The sequence below is a fragment of the Methylobacterium sp. NEAU K genome (genome assembly GCF_030700285.1).
In the GTDB taxonomy this organism is placed as follows: Bacteria; Pseudomonadota; Alphaproteobacteria; order Rhizobiales; family Beijerinckiaceae; genus Methylobacterium.
In genome coordinates, this window is sequence record NZ_JAUYZJ010000024.1 from 75,405 (window position 1) to 90,772 (window position 15,368).

Annotated in this window: 17 protein-coding genes; 7 read left to right on the plus strand and 10 right to left on the minus strand. The window is 70.7% G+C overall.

The genetic code is table 11. The features are described from left to right. Positions 1-3 precede the first annotated feature (3 nt). The 6 genes from Q8W67_RS18765 to Q8W67_RS18790 form a co-directional block, all read right to left on the minus strand. On the minus strand, positions 4-333 hold the full coding sequence (locus tag Q8W67_RS18765; RefSeq protein WP_305548438.1) for a hypothetical protein: 330 nt from the start codon (positions 331-333) through the stop codon (positions 4-6). A 145-nt stretch (positions 334-478) separates the two neighbouring features. Then, on the minus strand, positions 479-694 hold the full coding sequence (locus Q8W67_RS18770) for a DUF3126 family protein (protein ID WP_305548440.1): 216 nt from the start codon (positions 692-694) through the stop codon (positions 479-481). A gap of 92 nt (positions 695-786) precedes the next feature. Further along, a complete protein-coding gene (gene cysE, locus Q8W67_RS18775) occupies positions 787-1,638 on the minus strand; it encodes a serine O-acetyltransferase (RefSeq protein ID WP_305548442.1) in 852 nt (283 codons plus the stop codon). Positions 1,639-1,891: 253 nt separating this feature from the next. Then, positions 1,892-2,776 (minus strand): helix-turn-helix transcriptional regulator, encoded by an 885-nt coding sequence (locus Q8W67_RS18780; protein ID WP_370693904.1) that lies wholly within the window; start codon positions 2,774-2,776, stop codon positions 1,892-1,894. A gap of 352 nt (positions 2,777-3,128) precedes the next feature. Continuing rightward, on the minus strand, positions 3,129-4,082 hold the full coding sequence (locus Q8W67_RS18785; protein ID WP_305548446.1) for a transglycosylase SLT domain-containing protein: 954 nt from the start codon (positions 4,080-4,082) through the stop codon (positions 3,129-3,131). A 200-nt stretch (positions 4,083-4,282) separates the two neighbouring features. Then, entirely contained in the window at positions 4,283-5,104 is an 822-nt protein-coding gene (locus tag Q8W67_RS18790; protein WP_305548448.1) for a Cof-type HAD-IIB family hydrolase, read from the minus strand. Positions 5,105-5,261: 157 nt separating this feature from the next. Between Q8W67_RS18790 and Q8W67_RS18795 the strand changes: the two genes are divergently transcribed. The 6 genes from Q8W67_RS18795 (at position 5,262) to Q8W67_RS18820 (ending at position 9,922) form a co-directional block, all read left to right on the plus strand. Further along, positions 5,262-6,278 carry an NADP-dependent oxidoreductase gene (locus tag Q8W67_RS18795; protein WP_305548450.1) on the plus strand — a complete coding sequence of 339 codons (1,017 nt, stop codon included), beginning with the start codon at positions 5,262-5,264 and terminating at the stop codon, positions 6,276-6,278. A gap of 167 nt (positions 6,279-6,445) precedes the next feature. Further along, complete coding sequence (gene ssb / locus Q8W67_RS18800; RefSeq protein ID WP_305548452.1) at positions 6,446-7,009, plus strand: single-stranded DNA-binding protein; 564 nt, start codon at positions 6,446-6,448, stop codon at positions 7,007-7,009. Between the two features lie 566 nt (positions 7,010-7,575). Then, positions 7,576-8,118 (plus strand): sigma-70 family RNA polymerase sigma factor, encoded by a 543-nt coding sequence (locus Q8W67_RS18805; protein WP_305548454.1) that lies wholly within the window; start codon positions 7,576-7,578, stop codon positions 8,116-8,118. Next, positions 8,115-8,939, plus strand: coding sequence for an anti-sigma factor (locus Q8W67_RS18810; protein ID WP_305548457.1), 825 nt, complete (start codon positions 8,115-8,117; stop codon positions 8,937-8,939). Before Q8W67_RS18805 ends, Q8W67_RS18810 begins: the two co-directional genes overlap by 4 nt. 37 nt (positions 8,940-8,976) lie before the next feature. Continuing rightward, the gene (locus tag Q8W67_RS18815; protein WP_305548459.1) at positions 8,977-9,279 is read left to right on the plus strand and encodes a hypothetical protein; all 303 of its coding nucleotides are present in this window, start codon (positions 8,977-8,979) and stop codon (positions 9,277-9,279) included. Between the two features lie 151 nt (positions 9,280-9,430). Next, positions 9,431-9,922, plus strand: a complete 492-nt coding sequence (locus Q8W67_RS18820; RefSeq protein WP_305548460.1) for a cache domain-containing protein — start codon at positions 9,431-9,433, stop codon at positions 9,920-9,922. A 31-nt stretch (positions 9,923-9,953) separates the two neighbouring features. Here the strand turns inward: Q8W67_RS18820 and Q8W67_RS18825 are convergent, their stop codons facing one another. Both Q8W67_RS18825 and xth read right to left on the minus strand, forming a co-directional pair. Continuing rightward, entirely contained in the window at positions 9,954-10,832 is an 879-nt protein-coding gene (locus Q8W67_RS18825) for an SDR family oxidoreductase (protein WP_305548461.1), read from the minus strand. Between the two features lie 505 nt (positions 10,833-11,337). Next, entirely contained in the window at positions 11,338-12,147 is an 810-nt protein-coding gene (xth, locus tag Q8W67_RS18830; RefSeq protein WP_305548463.1) for an exodeoxyribonuclease III, read from the minus strand. A 161-nt stretch (positions 12,148-12,308) separates the two neighbouring features. Here xth and Q8W67_RS18835 point away from each other — a divergent pair, with 161 nt between their 5' ends. Then, a complete protein-coding gene (locus Q8W67_RS18835; RefSeq protein WP_305548472.1) occupies positions 12,309-13,034 on the plus strand; it encodes a 1-acyl-sn-glycerol-3-phosphate acyltransferase in 726 nt (241 codons plus the stop codon). A 9-nt stretch (positions 13,035-13,043) separates the two neighbouring features. On the opposite strand, the gene Q8W67_RS18840 is transcribed toward Q8W67_RS18835, so the two are convergent. Together Q8W67_RS18840 and Q8W67_RS18845 are read right to left on the minus strand one after the other, a co-directional pair. Then, positions 13,044-13,952 (minus strand): outer-membrane lipoprotein carrier protein LolA, encoded by a 909-nt coding sequence (locus Q8W67_RS18840; protein ID WP_305548475.1) that lies wholly within the window; start codon positions 13,950-13,952, stop codon positions 13,044-13,046. A gap of 152 nt (positions 13,953-14,104) precedes the next feature. Then, a partial coding sequence (locus Q8W67_RS18845) for a DNA translocase FtsK (protein ID WP_305548478.1) occupies positions 14,105-15,368 on the minus strand: 1,264 nt, incomplete at its 5' end.

Consider the following 15,368-nt stretch of genomic DNA (forward strand, 5'->3'; position numbering starts at 1 on the left):
CGCTCACGCCCCGACCAGCATCGCCGCCAGATCGAGGGCGACGCGGCCCGAAAGCAGGCTCCAGCCGCAGGCGATGACGGTCGCCAGCATCACGAACGGCATCGGCCGGCCCTCGATCTTCCGGCCGCGCACGGTGTTGCGCAGGATGATGAAGGGCGCCGAGAAGGCCAGCATCGGCAGAGCCGCCACCGCCGGCAGGCCACCCCGCTCCAGAAGGCTGAAGCTCGCTCGCCGCGCCGCGAACAGCTCGAACGCGCTGCAGATCAGCCCGGAGAGCGCGAGGCCGATGCACAGCGTCCGGATCGACTCGAGGGCGGCCGGCGTGAGGACCATTATTCGCGCTCCCAAAAAAGGCTGCGCGCAGTTAAGTCACATCGTTTACCGGTTGTTAAGCAACACCACCAGTTAGCGTTAACCCGTACACAGGCGCGGGCCGGCGGAACCCGGCCCGCGACGGGAGCGGCTGAGGGCGGGTGCCTCAGTCCTCCTCCTCGAGGTCGATGTCGAGGATCGCCATGCGAAAGACGAAGGAATCGTCGCCGTCCTCCTTGTCGTCGGCGATCACGCCGATCGACTCCTCGCCGATGAACACCTCGGCGGAATCGCCGGTCTTCATTGCGGTCAGGCGGATGTTGTTGTTGGCGAACTTGCGGCGCAGGTAGTCTTGCAGCTTCGCGGTTTCGGCTTTGGTCACGCTGTCTGGTCTCCCCTGGGGGCGAGGGCGCCCCGGATGGGCGAGGGCTTGCCACGCCCGTGGCGGAGCGGCAAGCGCGACAGCGTGACGGGTCAGATCCCGTCGCCCACGTGGATGAACTGGTCCAGGGCGACGAGCTGATCCATGGCCCGGGCCGGATCGTCGCAGCCCGCGGTGCCGACCACCCGGGCCGGTACTCCCACCACCGTGGTGTTGGCCGGCACCGGCCGCAGCACCACCGAGCCCGCCGCGACCCGTGCGCAGGCCCCGACCTCGATGTTGCCGAGGATCTTGGCGCCGGCGCCGATCATCACGCCGCGGCGGATCTTGGGGTGGCGGTCGCCCCGCTGCTTGCCGGTGCCGCCGAGCGTCACCGCGTGGAGGATCGACACGTCGTCCTCGATCACCGCGGTCGAGCCAACCACGAGGCCCGTGGCATGGTCGAGGAAGACGCCCCGGCCGATGCGGGCGGCCGGGTGTATGTCGCACTGGAACACCTCCGAGACCCGGCTCTGGAGGTAGAGCGCGAGGTCGCGCCGGCCGCGGTTCCAGACGTGATGGGCGAGGCGATAAGCCTGGAGCGCGTGGAAGCCCTTGAAGTACAGGACCGGCTCCAGCGCCCGGAGGGTCGCGGGGTCCCGGTCGATCACCGCCCCGATATCGGCGCGGAACGCCTGCCCGATCTCCGGGTCCACGGCGATCGCCTCGTGGAAGGCGTGCGCGATGAGTTCCGCCGGTAGCGACGGATGCCCCAGCCGGGCCGCGACCCGATGGGAGACCGCCCCTTCCAGGGTGGCGTGGTTCAGGATCGTCGCGACGATGAAGGAGGCGAGCTGCGGCTCGACGCGCAGAACGTCCTCGGCCTCGGCGCGCAGACGCGACCAGACCGGATCGCAGACCGCGAGGTCGCCCGCGTCACGGTTGAGGGCAGGGCTGGCGCTCATGGACGGATGCTCATGGCGGGAACTCCGGACTCGCTTCCGACCGCTCCGGCGGCGGAGGTGCCTGCCGCCGACCCGGGCCGAGGGCTGCCGCGAGGCGCTGGCGCGGGAAAGGGTGCGTCTGGCGGGTCCGCCCTCGCGAGGCCGCCAACGCTCTCCTTAGCGTGGTGCGCTGCACCGCGGCGATCAAGGGCCGATGCGACGCGAAGTCCGTGTTGCGAAGACGGCTGTCATCGGGGTGCGCCCCGGCCCGGCCTCAGCCGGCCGTCGCCACCGCCTCCCCGAACCGCGCCTCGATCGCTGCGGTCAGCCGGTCGAGCATCGCGTTGACCGGGATGTCGGAGGTGTCGACCGTCGCCGAGGCCCGAGCATAGAGTGGCTCCCGGCTCGCCAGCACGGCGCGCAGCTCCTGCATCGCCGAGGCATGGTCACCCGTGGTTGCCAGGTGGCCCTGTTCGCGCACGCGGCTCATGTGCTCCTCGGGTCGGGCCCGCAACCAGACCGTATAGAAGGCCTGGAGCAGCAGGTCGTAGGTCAGCGGCTCGGCGACGATGCCGCCGCTGGTCGCCAGGATCAGAGGCCCGGGATGCTCGGTGAGGCGGCGCAGCGCTGCCTGCTCCAGCCGGCGGTAGCCCTCCTGACCGTAGATCGCGAAGATCTCCTGCACGGAGAGCGCGTTCTCGCGCTCGATCTCGGCGTTCAGCTCCACGAAGGTCCATCCCAGGCGCTCGGCCGCGAGCTTGCCCAGGGTCGACTTGCCGGCGCCGCGCAGGCCGACCAGCGCCACCCGCAGACGGTTGCTCGATTCGGGCCTGCTTCCGCCGGAGAGCGCCTCCTTGGCGGCGGCGATCTGGGCCGGGGTCGCCTGGCCGAGGAGATCGCGCACCACCGGCCAGTCGGGCAGGCCGTCATTGCCTGTGATCAGATCGTCCAGGCGCACGCCCATCGCGTTCGCCACCCGCCGCAGCAGGATGATCGAGACGTTGCCCTGCCCCCCCTCCAGCTGCGCGATATAGCGCTCGGACAGGCCCGAGGTCTGAGACAGGACCTTGCGCGACAGGCCGCGCACGGTGCGCGCGTGCCTGACGCGGCGCCCGAGGTCCGTGAGAAAGAGCGATTCCTGTTCCACCACGCCGGTCATGGCGCCGTCCGCTTTCTTGCCAGCTGCGAAAGCAGAGTCCTTGCCCTGCATGTCTGCCGCTTCGAGATGAATCGAGCCTCGCAACCTCGGACCGCGCAAGAGTTGCCCGACCGTTCGTGCGAAGTCCGGCGTATCCTGCCCTGAAATCTGTATTGCGCCGCCTGTACCCGGCGGCTTCTGCGGGACGACGGATCTTTGCCGACCCGGTCCAACCACGATGCTGGCGTGGCGCTTATGTGTTGCGGAACGGCGCGATGGTCAAGCCTTGGCCCCGATCCTCGTGTGGGCAGAAGCCGGGCACACACGCGCTGCTCGGGTGCCCGCGGGGCCGAACCGGCCCGCGGGAGCCGCTTCATTCGACGGGCAGCGCCGTGGCCTCGCGGATGGGTGTGCTGGAGGGTGCGCGGCGCGGCGTGGCGGCGGCCAGCATCTGGAGGGACGGTCGGCGCGGCGGCAGCGGCACCTCGACGGTCTCGGCGGCCGAGGCCGCCGGCGTCATCGGGGTCGCCTCGGCCTGCGGCGAGAGGCGCAACTCGGCGATCTGGGCCGGGGCGGCCTGCGCCACCTCGACGCCGAGGCCGGCCGGCCGGCGCGGCGGGAGCGGAACCTCCACGGCCGGGACCGAGGCCGTCTGCGCCGCCTGGGCGGCCGTTGCGCTGGCGGCAGGCGATGCGGGCTCGACGGACAGGCTCGCGACCTCGACCGCACCGCTGAGGGCGGCCGGGCGCCGGGGCGGGAGCGGGACCTCGACCGTTTCGGTGGGGACGGCCGCCACCGCTGCGGCGCTCGGCGCGTAGGCGAGCGCCCCGGCCGTGGACGCGGCGCCGGAATCCGTCACGCCGCCGCCGAAAAGGCTCGCCAGGGCGCTCGCCGAGGCCGCCACGGGCGCCACCACGGAGGCGACGTCGGTGGAGATGCCCTGGCGCTTGGCGGCGTAGTAATAGCCGCGGTTATAGTACTGGTAGGCTTGGCTGACATTGCCCTGGGCCGTGCGATAGGCCCCGGCGAGGTAGGCGACGCCGTAGCGCAGGTTGGTCGCCGGATCGAGGAGCCCCGCCGCATCGCCAGTATAGCCTAGGCTGCGCGCCGTCGCGTGCTTGATCTGCATCAGGCCGAGCGCGCTGCCGCCTTTCGCTCTGGGGTTGTAGTTACTCTCGCGCTTGACCACCGCGTGGACGAAGCTCGCCGGGACGCCGTTCGCCTTGGCCTGCTGCTCGATCAGCGCGTCGATGTTGTCGTGTGCGCCTTGCCCGAAGGCGGCGGCGGGCACGACCGCGAGGGCGGCAGCCAGGAGAAGGCGATGCATTCCGAGACCCGGTCCTGCTTATTCCGTGGCTAAGCTAGGTCGCGGGCAAATGAGGCCGGAAAGCGGCCTCGATCCGGCAGCCTGTGGGCGACTCCAGGGTCGGGCATGCCTGTGCCCAGGGAGCCACAGGCATGGACCGTCCCGGAGGCCGGCCGAGTTATCCCCAGGCTGCGGTGCGGGCGCCCTGGCACGCGGCACGGTCAGGGCAGGATGAAGCGCTCGACGCCGCGGGCGAAGCCGTCCGCATCGTTGCCGTCCGTGACGGCGCTCGCAGCCGCCTTCACGGCATTCTCGGCGTTGCCCATCGCCACCGAGAAGCCGCTGCGGGCAAACATCGACCGGTCGTTGCCGGCATCCCCGAAGGTCGCGATCCGCTCGGTCGGGATGCCGAGATGGCTGCTCATCCACGTCACGAACGCGCCCTTGTCGAGCCGGGGTGGGGTGACGTCGAGATAGTAGGCCTGCGAGCGGTGCACCGTGGCCCGGTCCCCAAGGGCCGTCCCGATCCGTGCCTCGCAGGCGGCGAGATGGGCGTGATCGCGGCTGACGCCGACGATCTTCGAGGCGGACCCCATGAGCGTGTCCAGATCGGCCACCGCGCGCGGCTCCGCGTCGATCGTCCGGCGCTCGAGATCGGTGTAGGGGCCGTGCGGGTCGCGCAGGCACCAAGCGCCGCCGGCGAAGACCCAGACCTCGAGGTTCTCGGCCAGGAGCTGCTCCAGCGCCGCCCGGGCCGCGGCCTCCGGGATGAGCCGCTCCTCGATCGCCGAGAGGTCCGGACGGACCACGCTCGCTCCGTTGAACGCGCCCATCGGCAGCTCGAGGCCGAGTTCGGCCACGAGGCCCCGCAGCCCGATCGGCGGCCGTGCCGAGGCGATGCTGAATCCGATCCCGGCCGCGCGCAGCCGCGCCACCGCCGCCACCGTCGAGGCGGCGAGGCGCTTGTCGTCGGTCACCAGCGTGCCGTCGACGTCGGAGATCACCAGGGCGATTCCCGATGCCGTGCGCGGTCCCGAGTCCATCGGCTCACTCCGTTCCAGTGCCCCGGGCGGCCTCCCGCGCACGCCGCCTCCGCCCTGCCGACAACGCATCGCGTGCCCCGCGGATCGCCGCCCCCCATTGGCCGCCGCCGCCCCGCGCCCCAGATCGTGGGCCGCAGGCAGCATCCGGGAGCCCTCCATGAACGCCGTGAACCGCAGAATCGTCCTGGCCTCGCGCCCGCACGGGGAGCCGAAGCCCGAGAACTTCCGCCTGGAGGAGGCGCCGGTGCCGGAACCCGGCCCGGGCCAGATCCTGCTGCGCACCCGCTGGTTGTCCCTCGACCCATATATGCGCGGCCGGATGAGCGACGCGAAATCCTACGCGGCACCCGTGGAGATCGGCGCGCCGATCACCGCCGAGACGGTCGGCGAGGTGATCGCTTCGAAGAATCCGGACATCGCCGTCGGTGAGCTTCGTACAGTCTTCGCGGGCTGGCAGGAATTCTTCGTGACCGACGGCAAGGGCTCGCGCCGGGTCGATCCGGCGGTCGCCCCGCCCTCGACGGCGCTCGGTGTGCTCGGGATGCCGGGCATGACCGCCTATACCGGACTCCTCAACATCGGCCGGCCGAAGCCCGGCGAGACCGTGGTGGTGGCCGCCGCCGCCGGCCCGGTGGGTTCGCTGGTCGGGCAGATCGCCAAGCTGAAGGGGGCGCGCGCCGTCGGGATCGCGGGCGGGCCCGACAAGTGCCGCTACCTCACCGAGGAGCTCGGCTTCGACGCCGCCGTGGACCACCGGGGATCCGACCTGCCGGGGGCGCTCGCCGCCGCCTGTCCCAAGGGGATCGATGTCTATTTCGAGAATGTCGGCGGCGCGGTGTTCGCCGCCGTGATGCCGCTCCTGAACGCCTTCGCGCGGATCCCGGTCTGCGGCCTCGTCTCGGCCTACAACGCCACCGAGGTCCCGGCCGGCCCCGACCGGCTGCCTGGGCTGATGCGCGCGGTCCTGACCAACCGCCTGCACATCCAGGGCTTCATCGTGTGGGACTTCGCCGACCAGGCGGAGGCGTTCCGCACCGAGGTCGGCGGCTGGATCCGGGAAGGCCGGGTCCACTACCGGGAGGACGTCGTCGAGGGCCTGGAGAACGCCCCGGAGGCCTTCATCGGCCTGCTCAAGGGCCGGAATTTCGGCAAGCTGGTCGTGCATATCCCGTGAGCCCGGCTTGCCGGCACGCTGGAACAGATGTAGAACAAAACCCTGCGGTTCCATGCGGAAAGCGGGCACAAGCCCGCGCCGCCTGTTGCCGCCCCGGAGGCCCGGGCGCATGACTCGCGCGCCGCCGGGCAGGTGCCCTGTGAGATCCGTACGGTGAGGAGAGAGCGATGGCGGGCAGCGTCAACAAGGTGATTCTGGTGGGCAACCTCGGGCGCGACCCCGAGATGCGCCGCCTCGGCTCGGGCGACCCGGTATGCAACCTGCGGCTCGCCACCTCCGAGTCGTGGAAGGATAAGGCCACCGGCGAGCGCAAGGAGAAGACCGAGTGGCACTCGGTCGTGATCTACAACGACAATCTCGCCCGGGTGGCCGAGCAGTACCTGCGCAAGGGCTCGAAGGTCTACATCGAGGGCCAGCTCCAGACCCGGAAGTGGACCGACAATTCCGGCGTCGAGAAGTACACCACCGAGGTGGTGCTCCAGCGCTTCCGCGGCGAGATGACGATCCTCGACGGGCGCGGCGGCGGCGGCGACTTCGCCGGCGACGATGAGGGCGGCGGCCAGATCAGCCGCGGCGGCGAGTCCGGCGGCGGCCGGGGCGGCGACCGCGGCGGTGATTTCGGCGGCGGCCGCGCCCAGGGTAGCGACCGGCGCCCGGCCCCGGCTTCGTCCGGTGGTGGCGGCGGCGGCGCCCGCGGCGGCTACGACCTCGACGACGACATCCCGTTCTAGGCCGTCACCGCGCATCCCGACCCGCCGCCTCGCGCGGCGGGTTTTTTGTTGGTCCCGCGGCGTCGAAAACCCACGGGCCCGATGCTCGCTCCGGGTGAGGGGGCGCGATCGCCGCCGGCGGGCGTGTCGCTTGATCGACCTTCGTCGTGCGGGGGACCATAAAACCGCGTCGCAAATGCCGGTCTGAGCCGTGATGGGAGCGGGGCGTTCGTAACGACCGGTGATCCGGCGGCAATCCCCTTTCAAGCCGTCCATCCTTGCCGACTGTCTCCTGGACAGCCGCTGCGTCCCAGCCGCGGTCCGGGCGCGCCTTCTCGAATCGTCGGCCAGCCGCCCGTGAGCGGCACCAGGGCATTCGACAGGTTGCAATCCTCCCTCGAGGCGAAGAGCCTGTCGGCACCCCAATTCGGCGGACCGACCGGCGCGGTCGAGCAACCGCCGATCGCGTGGGGCCGGGAATAAACCGGACCGCAAACAGGTCCTTGTTCCCGGGGGGGCGCTCTGCGGGGTGATGCACCCATGGCTTCGCAGCACATCGACCGGACGGGCGCTGCCCGGCGCGGGTCATGACGACCGCGGCGCGGGCCCGCTTCAGCCTCCTCGTCCTTCCGCGCCTGGATGAGGGCTACCGGCTCGCGCGCTGCCTCACCGGCAACGCGACCGACGCCGAGGACGTGATGCAGGAGGCGTGTCTGCGCGCCTACCGCGCTATCGAGACCTTCGCAGAAGGCAACGTCCGCGCGTGGTTCCTGACCATCGTCCGGAACGCGGGCTATGCGTGGCTGCAGCGGAACCGGCCCCGCGCTGTGATCTTCGCCGAGGACCTGGAGGACGGCGGGCGCGCCGCCCTGGACACCGGGGGCGCCCTGGCCGAAACGCCGGAGACGCCCGAGGCCGCCGTCATCGCCCACGACGAGGCCGGGCGGCTCGCCCGGGCGATCGAGGCCCTGCCGGTGCCCTTCAAGGAGGCGCTGGTGCTGCGCGAGTACCACGGCCTCAGCTACCGGGAGATCGCCGAGGTGACGGGCGTGCCGATCGGAACCGTGATGTCGCGCCTCGGACGCGCGCGTCAGCACCTGATCGGCGTGCTCTCGGAGGCGAGGCGATGACCGGCGACCGCGAGACATTCCTGCTCCTCGGCGCCTACACCGACGGCGAGCTGTCGCCCGGCGAGGTCCTAGCCATGGAGCGCCGTCTGGCGGCCGAGCCCGCGCTGCAGGCGATGGCCGAACGCGTCCGTGGCCTCTCGGCCGCCGTACAGGGGGTTCTGGCGGATCTGCCCGCCTCCCCGATCCTGCGGGGCCGCGTCGTGCAGCGGATCGGGTTCGCCGACCCGGCCTCCGCCCGCGGCATGGGCGGGCCTCGGCAACGGCTGGCTGCGACGCTGCTGGCCGGGGTGGTCGCCGGCGCATCGGTGGGCGGTGGGGCCGTCTACCTCCATCGTTCCGACGCCCCCGCGGCGATGCGCGAGGCCGTCCTCGCCGGCCACCTGCGGGGGCTCGTCGCACCGCAGCCCTTCGACATCGCGTCCTCTGACCGGCACGTGGTCAAGCCGTGGTTCAACGGGCGCACGACGATCGCCCCCGAGACGCCAGACCTCGCCGATCTGGGCTTCCCGCTGGCGGGCGGGCGGATCGACATCGTCGGCGGCAGGGCGGTGCCGACCCTCGTCTACCGGCGGGACCGCCACGTGATCAGCGTGACCATCGGACCGGCGGCGAGCGATGGGGCGGCCGTGGACGAGCGCCGGGACGGCACCACGATCCTGCGGTGGAGCCTCGGCGACCTCACCTACTGGGCGGTCTCGGATCTCAACGCGCGCGACCTGCGCGGCTTCGTCGACCTGTTCCGGTCCCGGCTCGCAGGACCGGGTGACAGGTCTCACGTCCCCCTCGAGCGTGGCAGGACCGCGCGAGGCCTTGGAGAGTGACTGCGTCCATGTCTCCCGAAGAGTCAGGAGTCGCAAGATGTCGGACCGCGCATCGATTCCGGATTACGTCGCCGAAGCCGAGCACTATGTTCGAAAAGGCGAGGAAATTTTGGAAGAGCTCCAACGGATTAACTCAAGTGAGGCACGATGCTTGCGCGCATCCATGTACATCACCGCGATGAAGCGCTTGAAGCGCCTGATTGAATCGCATCAAGAGCTGTATAATTCGGAATTCTATGCAGAATCAGACGCGACAAATCCGGACAATAAGCAGTACCGGTGGTGGCCAAGCTCGAAAATTGCACTTGGCGCCGGTCTTTTCCGGCGACGGACCGGTTGATATTCAATCGATCGGGATCTTACATGATGGTTCGAGATGTCGCGCTCCCAAATTGCGGGCGCCTGCGCCGCCGACGGCCTGCAGCCGAAGCTTGAAGCGTAAGCGCGCCATCGATCGATGGGCCGCATGACGGAACTTCCGAGGTGAAGTCATGCCCAGGATACTGACGAAGGGACTGCCGATCTGGGCTGCCCTGATGATCCTCATCCCGGCGCTCTCTGCGGTCGGGCAGGACGAACGCATGACGACGCATCAGGCGGTCGAGATCGAAGGCCTCGTCAACAAGGCTGCCGAGATCCTCGAGAGCCATGGCAGGACGGCGTTCCCGGAGTTCCGGCGGAAGGACAGCCCCTGGCGCTATGACGACATATACCTGTTTGTCGTCGACATGCAGGGCGTGGTCCTGTTCAACGCCGCCCATCCGAACCGGGAAGGACGGGACACTCTCGAAGAACGCGACGCGAACGGAAAGCAATTCCACAGGGACTTCGTGGAGATCGTGTCACACTTCGGGTCCGGGTGGGTCGATTACATGTTCCCCAGGCCCCATCACGTGGCGCCCGAAGTCAAGTGGAGTTACGTCTGCGCGACGACCGTCGACGGGGTTTCGGCGCTGGTGGGTGCCGGCGTCTACGTCGACTGAGGCCGCCGGGGCCGATCGCACCCGAACGCCCTCACAGCATCGGCATGCCGCCTGTGACCGGCACTAGGGCGCCCGACATGTAGCTGCCCTCCCGGGAGGCGAGGAGGACGTAGGCGGGCGCCAGTTCGGCGGGTTGGCCGGCGCGGCCGAGCGGAGTCTGGGCGCCGAGTTGCTCCAGCTGATCCGGGCTCTTCACGATCGGCTGGATCGGGGTCCAGACCGGCCCCGGCGCGACGCAGTTCACCCGTATGCCTTTCGGGGCGAGCAGGTTCGACAGCCCAATGGTGAGGCTCGCGATGGCGCCCTTGGTGGCGGCGTAGATCAGCATGGTCGGGTCGGCGACCTTGGCCTGCACGCTCGTGCTGTTCACGATCGCCGCGCCCGGCTTCATGTGCGGAACGGCGGCCTGGGCGAGATAGTACATCGCGAAGACGTTGGCGCGGAACGAGCCCTCGATGTCGGCGGCCGCCAGGTCGTCGAGCCCCGCGTTCACCACCTGGGCGGCGGCGTTGTTCACCAGGATGTCGAGGCGCCCGAAGGTCGCCACGGTGCGCGCCACGAGGTCCTGGCACTGGGCCTCGTCGCGGATATCCCCCGGCAGCAGCAGGCAGCGGCGGCCCGCCTTCTCGACCCAGGCCCTGGTGTCCTCGGCATCCGACTGCTCGGCCTCCAGGTAGGAGATCGCCACGTCCGCGCCCTCGCGGGCATACGCGATGGCGACTGCCCGGCCGATGCCGGAATCGCCGCCGGTGATCAGCGCCGCCCGGCCGGTCAGCAGGCCCTTGCCGACGTAGCTCGCCTCGCCGTGATCGGGCCGCGGCGTCATCTTCGCGGTCAGGCCCGGCCGCTCCTGCTGCTGGTCGCCAGGGAAGGGCGGCCGGGGGCCGGCCTCGCGGGGGTCGTCGGTCATCGGGGGCGGCTCCTGGCGCGGACGGATCCGCGGGATCGAACGCGCTCGCCGCCGAGGCGGCAGCCGGTCCGCTGTCGGCGAGTGCGTGGGAAAGGGGGACCGGGGGGCGCAGCGCAATCGGGCGCGGGCCTTGTGAATCCGTCAGGCGTCCGCGGGCTGATTCGAGAAAGCCGCTCCGGTCTTCCGGGGCAAGCCGCACCGGCCCATGCGGATCGGCCCGCTCGCCTCGGACGATCGCGGCGGCTGCAGATTCCGGGGGCCCGCCGCGCGGCCCCGGAAGGACGACGCCGGTTGTCGGCGCGTCCGACCCGCTGTGACGCGCGCCTCAGAACGACCGGTCGCGCGCCGCGTGCGGTCCGCCGTAGCGGCGGCGCAGGAAGGAAACGACCTTCGGAAGAAGGAAGGCGATCAGGATCTTGCGCATCGGGCCGGCTCGCATCGCGGGTTCGTGAGCGGGCAATGCTCAGGGTTAACCACGGTTCCGTCCGCGCCCGCGCGCCGGGTTTCAGAGCTCCAGGGTGAGGGTCACCGGGGCGTGGTCCGAGGGCCGCTCCCAGCCCCGGGCGTCGCGCAGGACCTTCACCGAGCGGACAGTGCCTGCCAGCTCCGGCGAGACCCAGGCGTGATCCAAGCGCCGGCCCTTGTCGGCCGCCTGCCAGTCGGGGGAGCGGTAGCTCCACCACGTGTAGATCTTCTCCGGCTCCGGGGTGAGGTGGCGCGCGGCATCGATCCAGCCCGCCTCGCCACGCAGGCATTCCAGCGCCTCGGTCTCGACCGGCGTGTGGCTCACCACGTCGAGGAGCTGCTTGTGCGACCAGACGTCATGCTCCAGCGGCGCGACGTTGAGGTCCCCCACCAGGATCGCCGGGCCGGAGACCCGCTTGCCGCCCCAGGCGCGCAGCTCGGCCAGGAAATCGAGCTTGTGGGCGAATTTCGGGTTGAGGTCGCGGTCCGGTACGTCGCCGCCGGCCGGCACGTAGAAATCGTGCAGCACGATTCCCGAGGCCGCCCCCGCCTCGGGCCCGAGCACCGCCGAGATGTGGCGCGCGTCCGGCCGCTCGCAGAAGCCCATCACGGCGCGGGTGTGCAGGGGGAAGCGGGAGAGGATCGCGACGCCGTTGTAGCCCTTCTGGCCGGCGAACATCACATGCTCGTAGCCTGAGCCGCGCAGCGCCTTGAGCGGGAAGGCGTCGTCCGGGCACTTGGTCTCCTGCAGGCAGAGCACGTCCGGCCGGTGCTCGGCGAGGAAGCGCAGGACCAAGTCGATGCGCAGCCGCACCGAGTTGATGTTCCAGGTGGTGACGGAGAGGCGCAAGGGCGGGAGCTCGGGTTCGGACGGACCCGCGCTCGATAGCCGATTTCCCGCCCCGCGACAGTCCGGCGTTCCTCCCACGCTGCGAAATGCCGTGCGTCCGGCGTCGGCAGCGGCTATGCCCGCGCGCCGCCCTGCTCCGGGCCACTCGCCGCGGTCCCGCCATGGTCCATGTCCGCTCGCTCCTGTTCGCCGCCTACTGGACTGCCTGGACCGCCCTGTTCCTGGCGCCGCTGGTGATCTTCGCCCTGGCCGGCGCGCCGGAACGGCCGATCCGCGGGGCGACGCGCCTGTGGGCGCGGGGCATCCTCGCGGGGCTCAGGGGGATCGTCGGGCTGCGCTACGTCGAGGAGGGGCGCGAGCATATCCCGGCCGAGCCCTGCCTGATCGTCGCCAACCACCAGTCGGCCTGGGAGACCCTGGCCTTCCTGGTGCTCGTCCCGGACGTCGCGATCGTCGCCAAGCGGGAGCTGCTGGCGATCCCGGTGGTCGGCTGGTTCCTGCGGCGCTCGCCGATGATCGTCATCGACCGCGGCAACGGCACGCAGGCCCTGCGCACCATGATCGACGGCAGCCGGGAGGCCGTGGCGGCGGGCCGCTCGGTGCTGATCTTCCCCGAGGGCACCCGCGGGGAGATCGGCGATCCCCTGCGGTTCAAGCGCGGCGTCGAGCTGCTCTACGGCCGGCTCGGCCTGCCGGTGGTCCCGGTGGCGCTGAATTCCGGCCTGTTCTGGCCGGGCGGTGCGGCGACCCGGGCCGGCACCGTGGTGGTGAGCTACCTCGCGGCCCTCGCCCCGGGCCTGCCGGCCGCCGAGTTCCTGCGCGGCACCGAGGGCGCGATCGACCGGGAGCTGGACCGCTGGCGCGGGACCGGAACGGCCTCGGCCTGAGCCCGGTCCCTATTGCTGCGACTGCTGGATCTGCTGCTGCATCGCCTTGTCCTCGGTCCGCCCGTAATTGATGAAGAACAGGCTGGAATCGACGCTCTTGCCCTTCTGCAGGTTCGAGAGCTGCACCGTGGTGACGTAGCCCTGCGGATCGGTGATCCGCCACTGGGAGAGCAGCTTCACCTCGGGATCGAAGAACAGCTGGATCTTCGAGGTGCCGCCCAGCGTCGCGCGGTCCTCCAGGCTGATGCGCACGCCGCCGGGATCGTTGGTCACGTCGGTGACGGTGAGGTCGCGGGCGAGGTCGATCTTCTCGCGCAGCAGGAATTTCAGCGGCGTCTGGGCGATGAAGTAGAGGTCCTGGGTGGCGAGCTTGCGGTCGCGCACCGCCACGGACGTGCCGTCGGCCACCACCTCCAGGGGTGAGGGCTGGTCGTAGTCGAAGCGCAGGCGGCCGGGCTTGGCCAGCGTCAGCTTGCCGCCGATGCGCCGCCCGTCCGCGCCGATCTGCACGAAGTTGCCCGTGAGGGTGTTCATCCCGTTGAAGTAGGCGTTGGCCTGGGCGAGCACCGTGGCGGCGTCCGCCGGCTCGGAGGGGGCGAGCGCCGCAGGGGCGCCCACCGCCGCGACCTTGGGCTCGGCGGCCTTGCGCTCGGCCTTCTCGGAACCCTTGGCAGCGGGCTTGAGGCTGCCGGTCTTCGGGGCGTCCTTCGAGGCGTCCTTGGCCGACGCCTTGGCGGCCGGCTTCTTGGCGTGCGCGGGCGCGGGCGGGGCGGCCTCCGGCTCCGGCGCCGGTTCCTGCTTGCGGCCGAACAGGTTGTCGATGAACGCGCCGACCTGCGCCTGCGCCGGGGCGGCGGGGGCGAGCCACAGGCCGGCGGCGATCAGGGAGCCGGCTGTGCGGGTACGGCGGCCGATCATCGGCAGATACTCCTGGGCGCCCCGGACGGGCGCTCCGGCGGAAAACGAGGGGGCTGGACCGAGGCGCTTAGAGCCCCGCCCTGTGGCGAAGATGCGACGCGCGCCGCGATCCCGCAGGCCGCGCCCCGCCGGGACGCGGCCCCGAGACCGTCTCACGCGTCGTCGTACATCCCGCTCGACGCGTGGGGCGCGCCGGCGACCAGGATCTCGCGCTTCCCGGCATGGTTGGCCGGGCCGACGATACCCTCGATCTCCATCCGCTCCATGATCGAGGCGGCGCGGTTGTAGCCGATCTGGAGACGCCGCTGGATGTAGCTGGTCGAGGCCTTCTGGTCGCGCAGCACCACCTCGATCGCCTGCTTGTACAGGTCGTCGGACTCGCCGCCGGTCGCCGCCGCGAAGGCGCCGATGTCGAAGACCGGGGCCTCCTCGTCGGGCTCGTCGGAGCGGTCGGCCTTCTCGGCGGCCGCGCCCTTCGCGCCGCGGCCGGACCGGCCGCCTTCCTTGGCCGTCTCCTCGGGGGCGTCGTCGGCGGTGACGGCGTCGAGGTAGCTGGGTCGACCCTGGCGCTTGAGGTGGGCGACCACGCTCTCGACCTCGCTGTCCGAGCAGAACGGCCCGTGCACGCGCGTGGTGCGCCCGCCGCCGGCCATGAACAGCATGTCGCCCTGGCCGAGCAGCTGCTCGGCGCCCATCTCGCCGAGGATCGTGCGGCTGTCGATCTTGCTGGTCACCTGGAAGGAGATCCGGGTCGGGAAGTTCGCCTTGATGGTGCCGGTGATCACGTCCACCGACGGGCGCTGGGTGGCCATGATCAGGTGGATCCCCGCCGCCCGCGCCATCTGGGCCAGCCGCTGGATCGCCCCCTCGATGTCCTTGCCCGCCACCATCATCAGGTCGGCCATCTCGTCGACCACGATCACGATGTAGGGCAGTGCCGACAGGTCCATCGCCTCCTGCTCGAACACCGCCTCGCCGGTCTCGCGGTTGAACCCGGTCTGGACCGTGCGGGTGATGACCTCGCCGCGCTCGCGCGCCTCCTTCATCCGGGCATTGTAGCCGTCGATGTTCCGGACGGCGATCTTGGACATCTTCTTGTAGCGCTCCTCCATCTCGCGCACGGCCCATTTGAGGGCGATCACCGCCTTCTTGGGGTCGATGACCACGGGGGAGAGCAGGTGCGGGATGCCGTCGTAGACCGACAGTTCCAGCATCTTCGGGTCGACCATGATCAGCCGGCACTCCTCGGGCTTGAGCCGGTAGAGCAGGCTGAGGATCATGGTGTTGATCGCCACCGACTTGCCCGAGCCGGTGGTGCCGGCGACCAGCAGGTGCGGCATGCGGGCGAGGTCGGCGATGATCGGCTCGCCGCCGATGTTCTTGCCCAGGCACAAAGCCAGCTTGTGCTTGCTCTCG

Excerpts from the sequence above, each read along its gene's own strand:
- Q8W67_RS18765 (WP_305548438.1), bottom strand. The coding sequence starts at position 333 with ATGGTCCTCACGCCGGCCGCCCTCGAGTCGATCCGGACGCTGTGCATC.
- cysE (WP_305548442.1), bottom strand. The coding sequence starts at position 1,638 with ATGAGCGCCAGCCCTGCCCTCAACCGTGACGCGGGCGACCTCGCGGTC.
- Q8W67_RS18780 (WP_370693904.1), bottom strand. The coding sequence starts at position 2,776 with ATGACCGGCGTGGTGGAACAGGAATCGCTCTTTCTCACGGACCTCGGG.
- Q8W67_RS18785 (WP_305548446.1), bottom strand. The coding sequence starts at position 4,082 with ATGCATCGCCTTCTCCTGGCTGCCGCCCTCGCGGTCGTGCCCGCCGCC.
- Q8W67_RS18790 (WP_305548448.1), bottom strand. The coding sequence starts at position 5,104 with ATGGACTCGGGACCGCGCACGGCATCGGGAATCGCCCTGGTGATCTCC.
- Q8W67_RS18795 (WP_305548450.1), top strand. The coding sequence starts at position 5,262 with ATGAACGCCGTGAACCGCAGAATCGTCCTGGCCTCGCGCCCGCACGGG.
- ssb (WP_305548452.1), top strand. The coding sequence starts at position 6,446 with ATGGCGGGCAGCGTCAACAAGGTGATTCTGGTGGGCAACCTCGGGCGC.
- Q8W67_RS18805 (WP_305548454.1), top strand. The coding sequence starts at position 7,576 with ATGACGACCGCGGCGCGGGCCCGCTTCAGCCTCCTCGTCCTTCCGCGC.
- Q8W67_RS18810 (WP_305548457.1), top strand. The coding sequence starts at position 8,115 with ATGACCGGCGACCGCGAGACATTCCTGCTCCTCGGCGCCTACACCGAC.
- Q8W67_RS18815 (WP_305548459.1), top strand. The coding sequence starts at position 8,977 with ATGTCGGACCGCGCATCGATTCCGGATTACGTCGCCGAAGCCGAGCAC.
- Q8W67_RS18820 (WP_305548460.1), top strand. The coding sequence starts at position 9,431 with ATGCCCAGGATACTGACGAAGGGACTGCCGATCTGGGCTGCCCTGATG.
- Q8W67_RS18825 (WP_305548461.1), bottom strand. The coding sequence starts at position 10,832 with ATGACCGACGACCCCCGCGAGGCCGGCCCCCGGCCGCCCTTCCCTGGC.
- Q8W67_RS18835 (WP_305548472.1), top strand. The coding sequence starts at position 12,309 with ATGGTCCATGTCCGCTCGCTCCTGTTCGCCGCCTACTGGACTGCCTGG.
- Q8W67_RS18840 (WP_305548475.1), bottom strand. The coding sequence starts at position 13,952 with ATGATCGGCCGCCGTACCCGCACAGCCGGCTCCCTGATCGCCGCCGGC.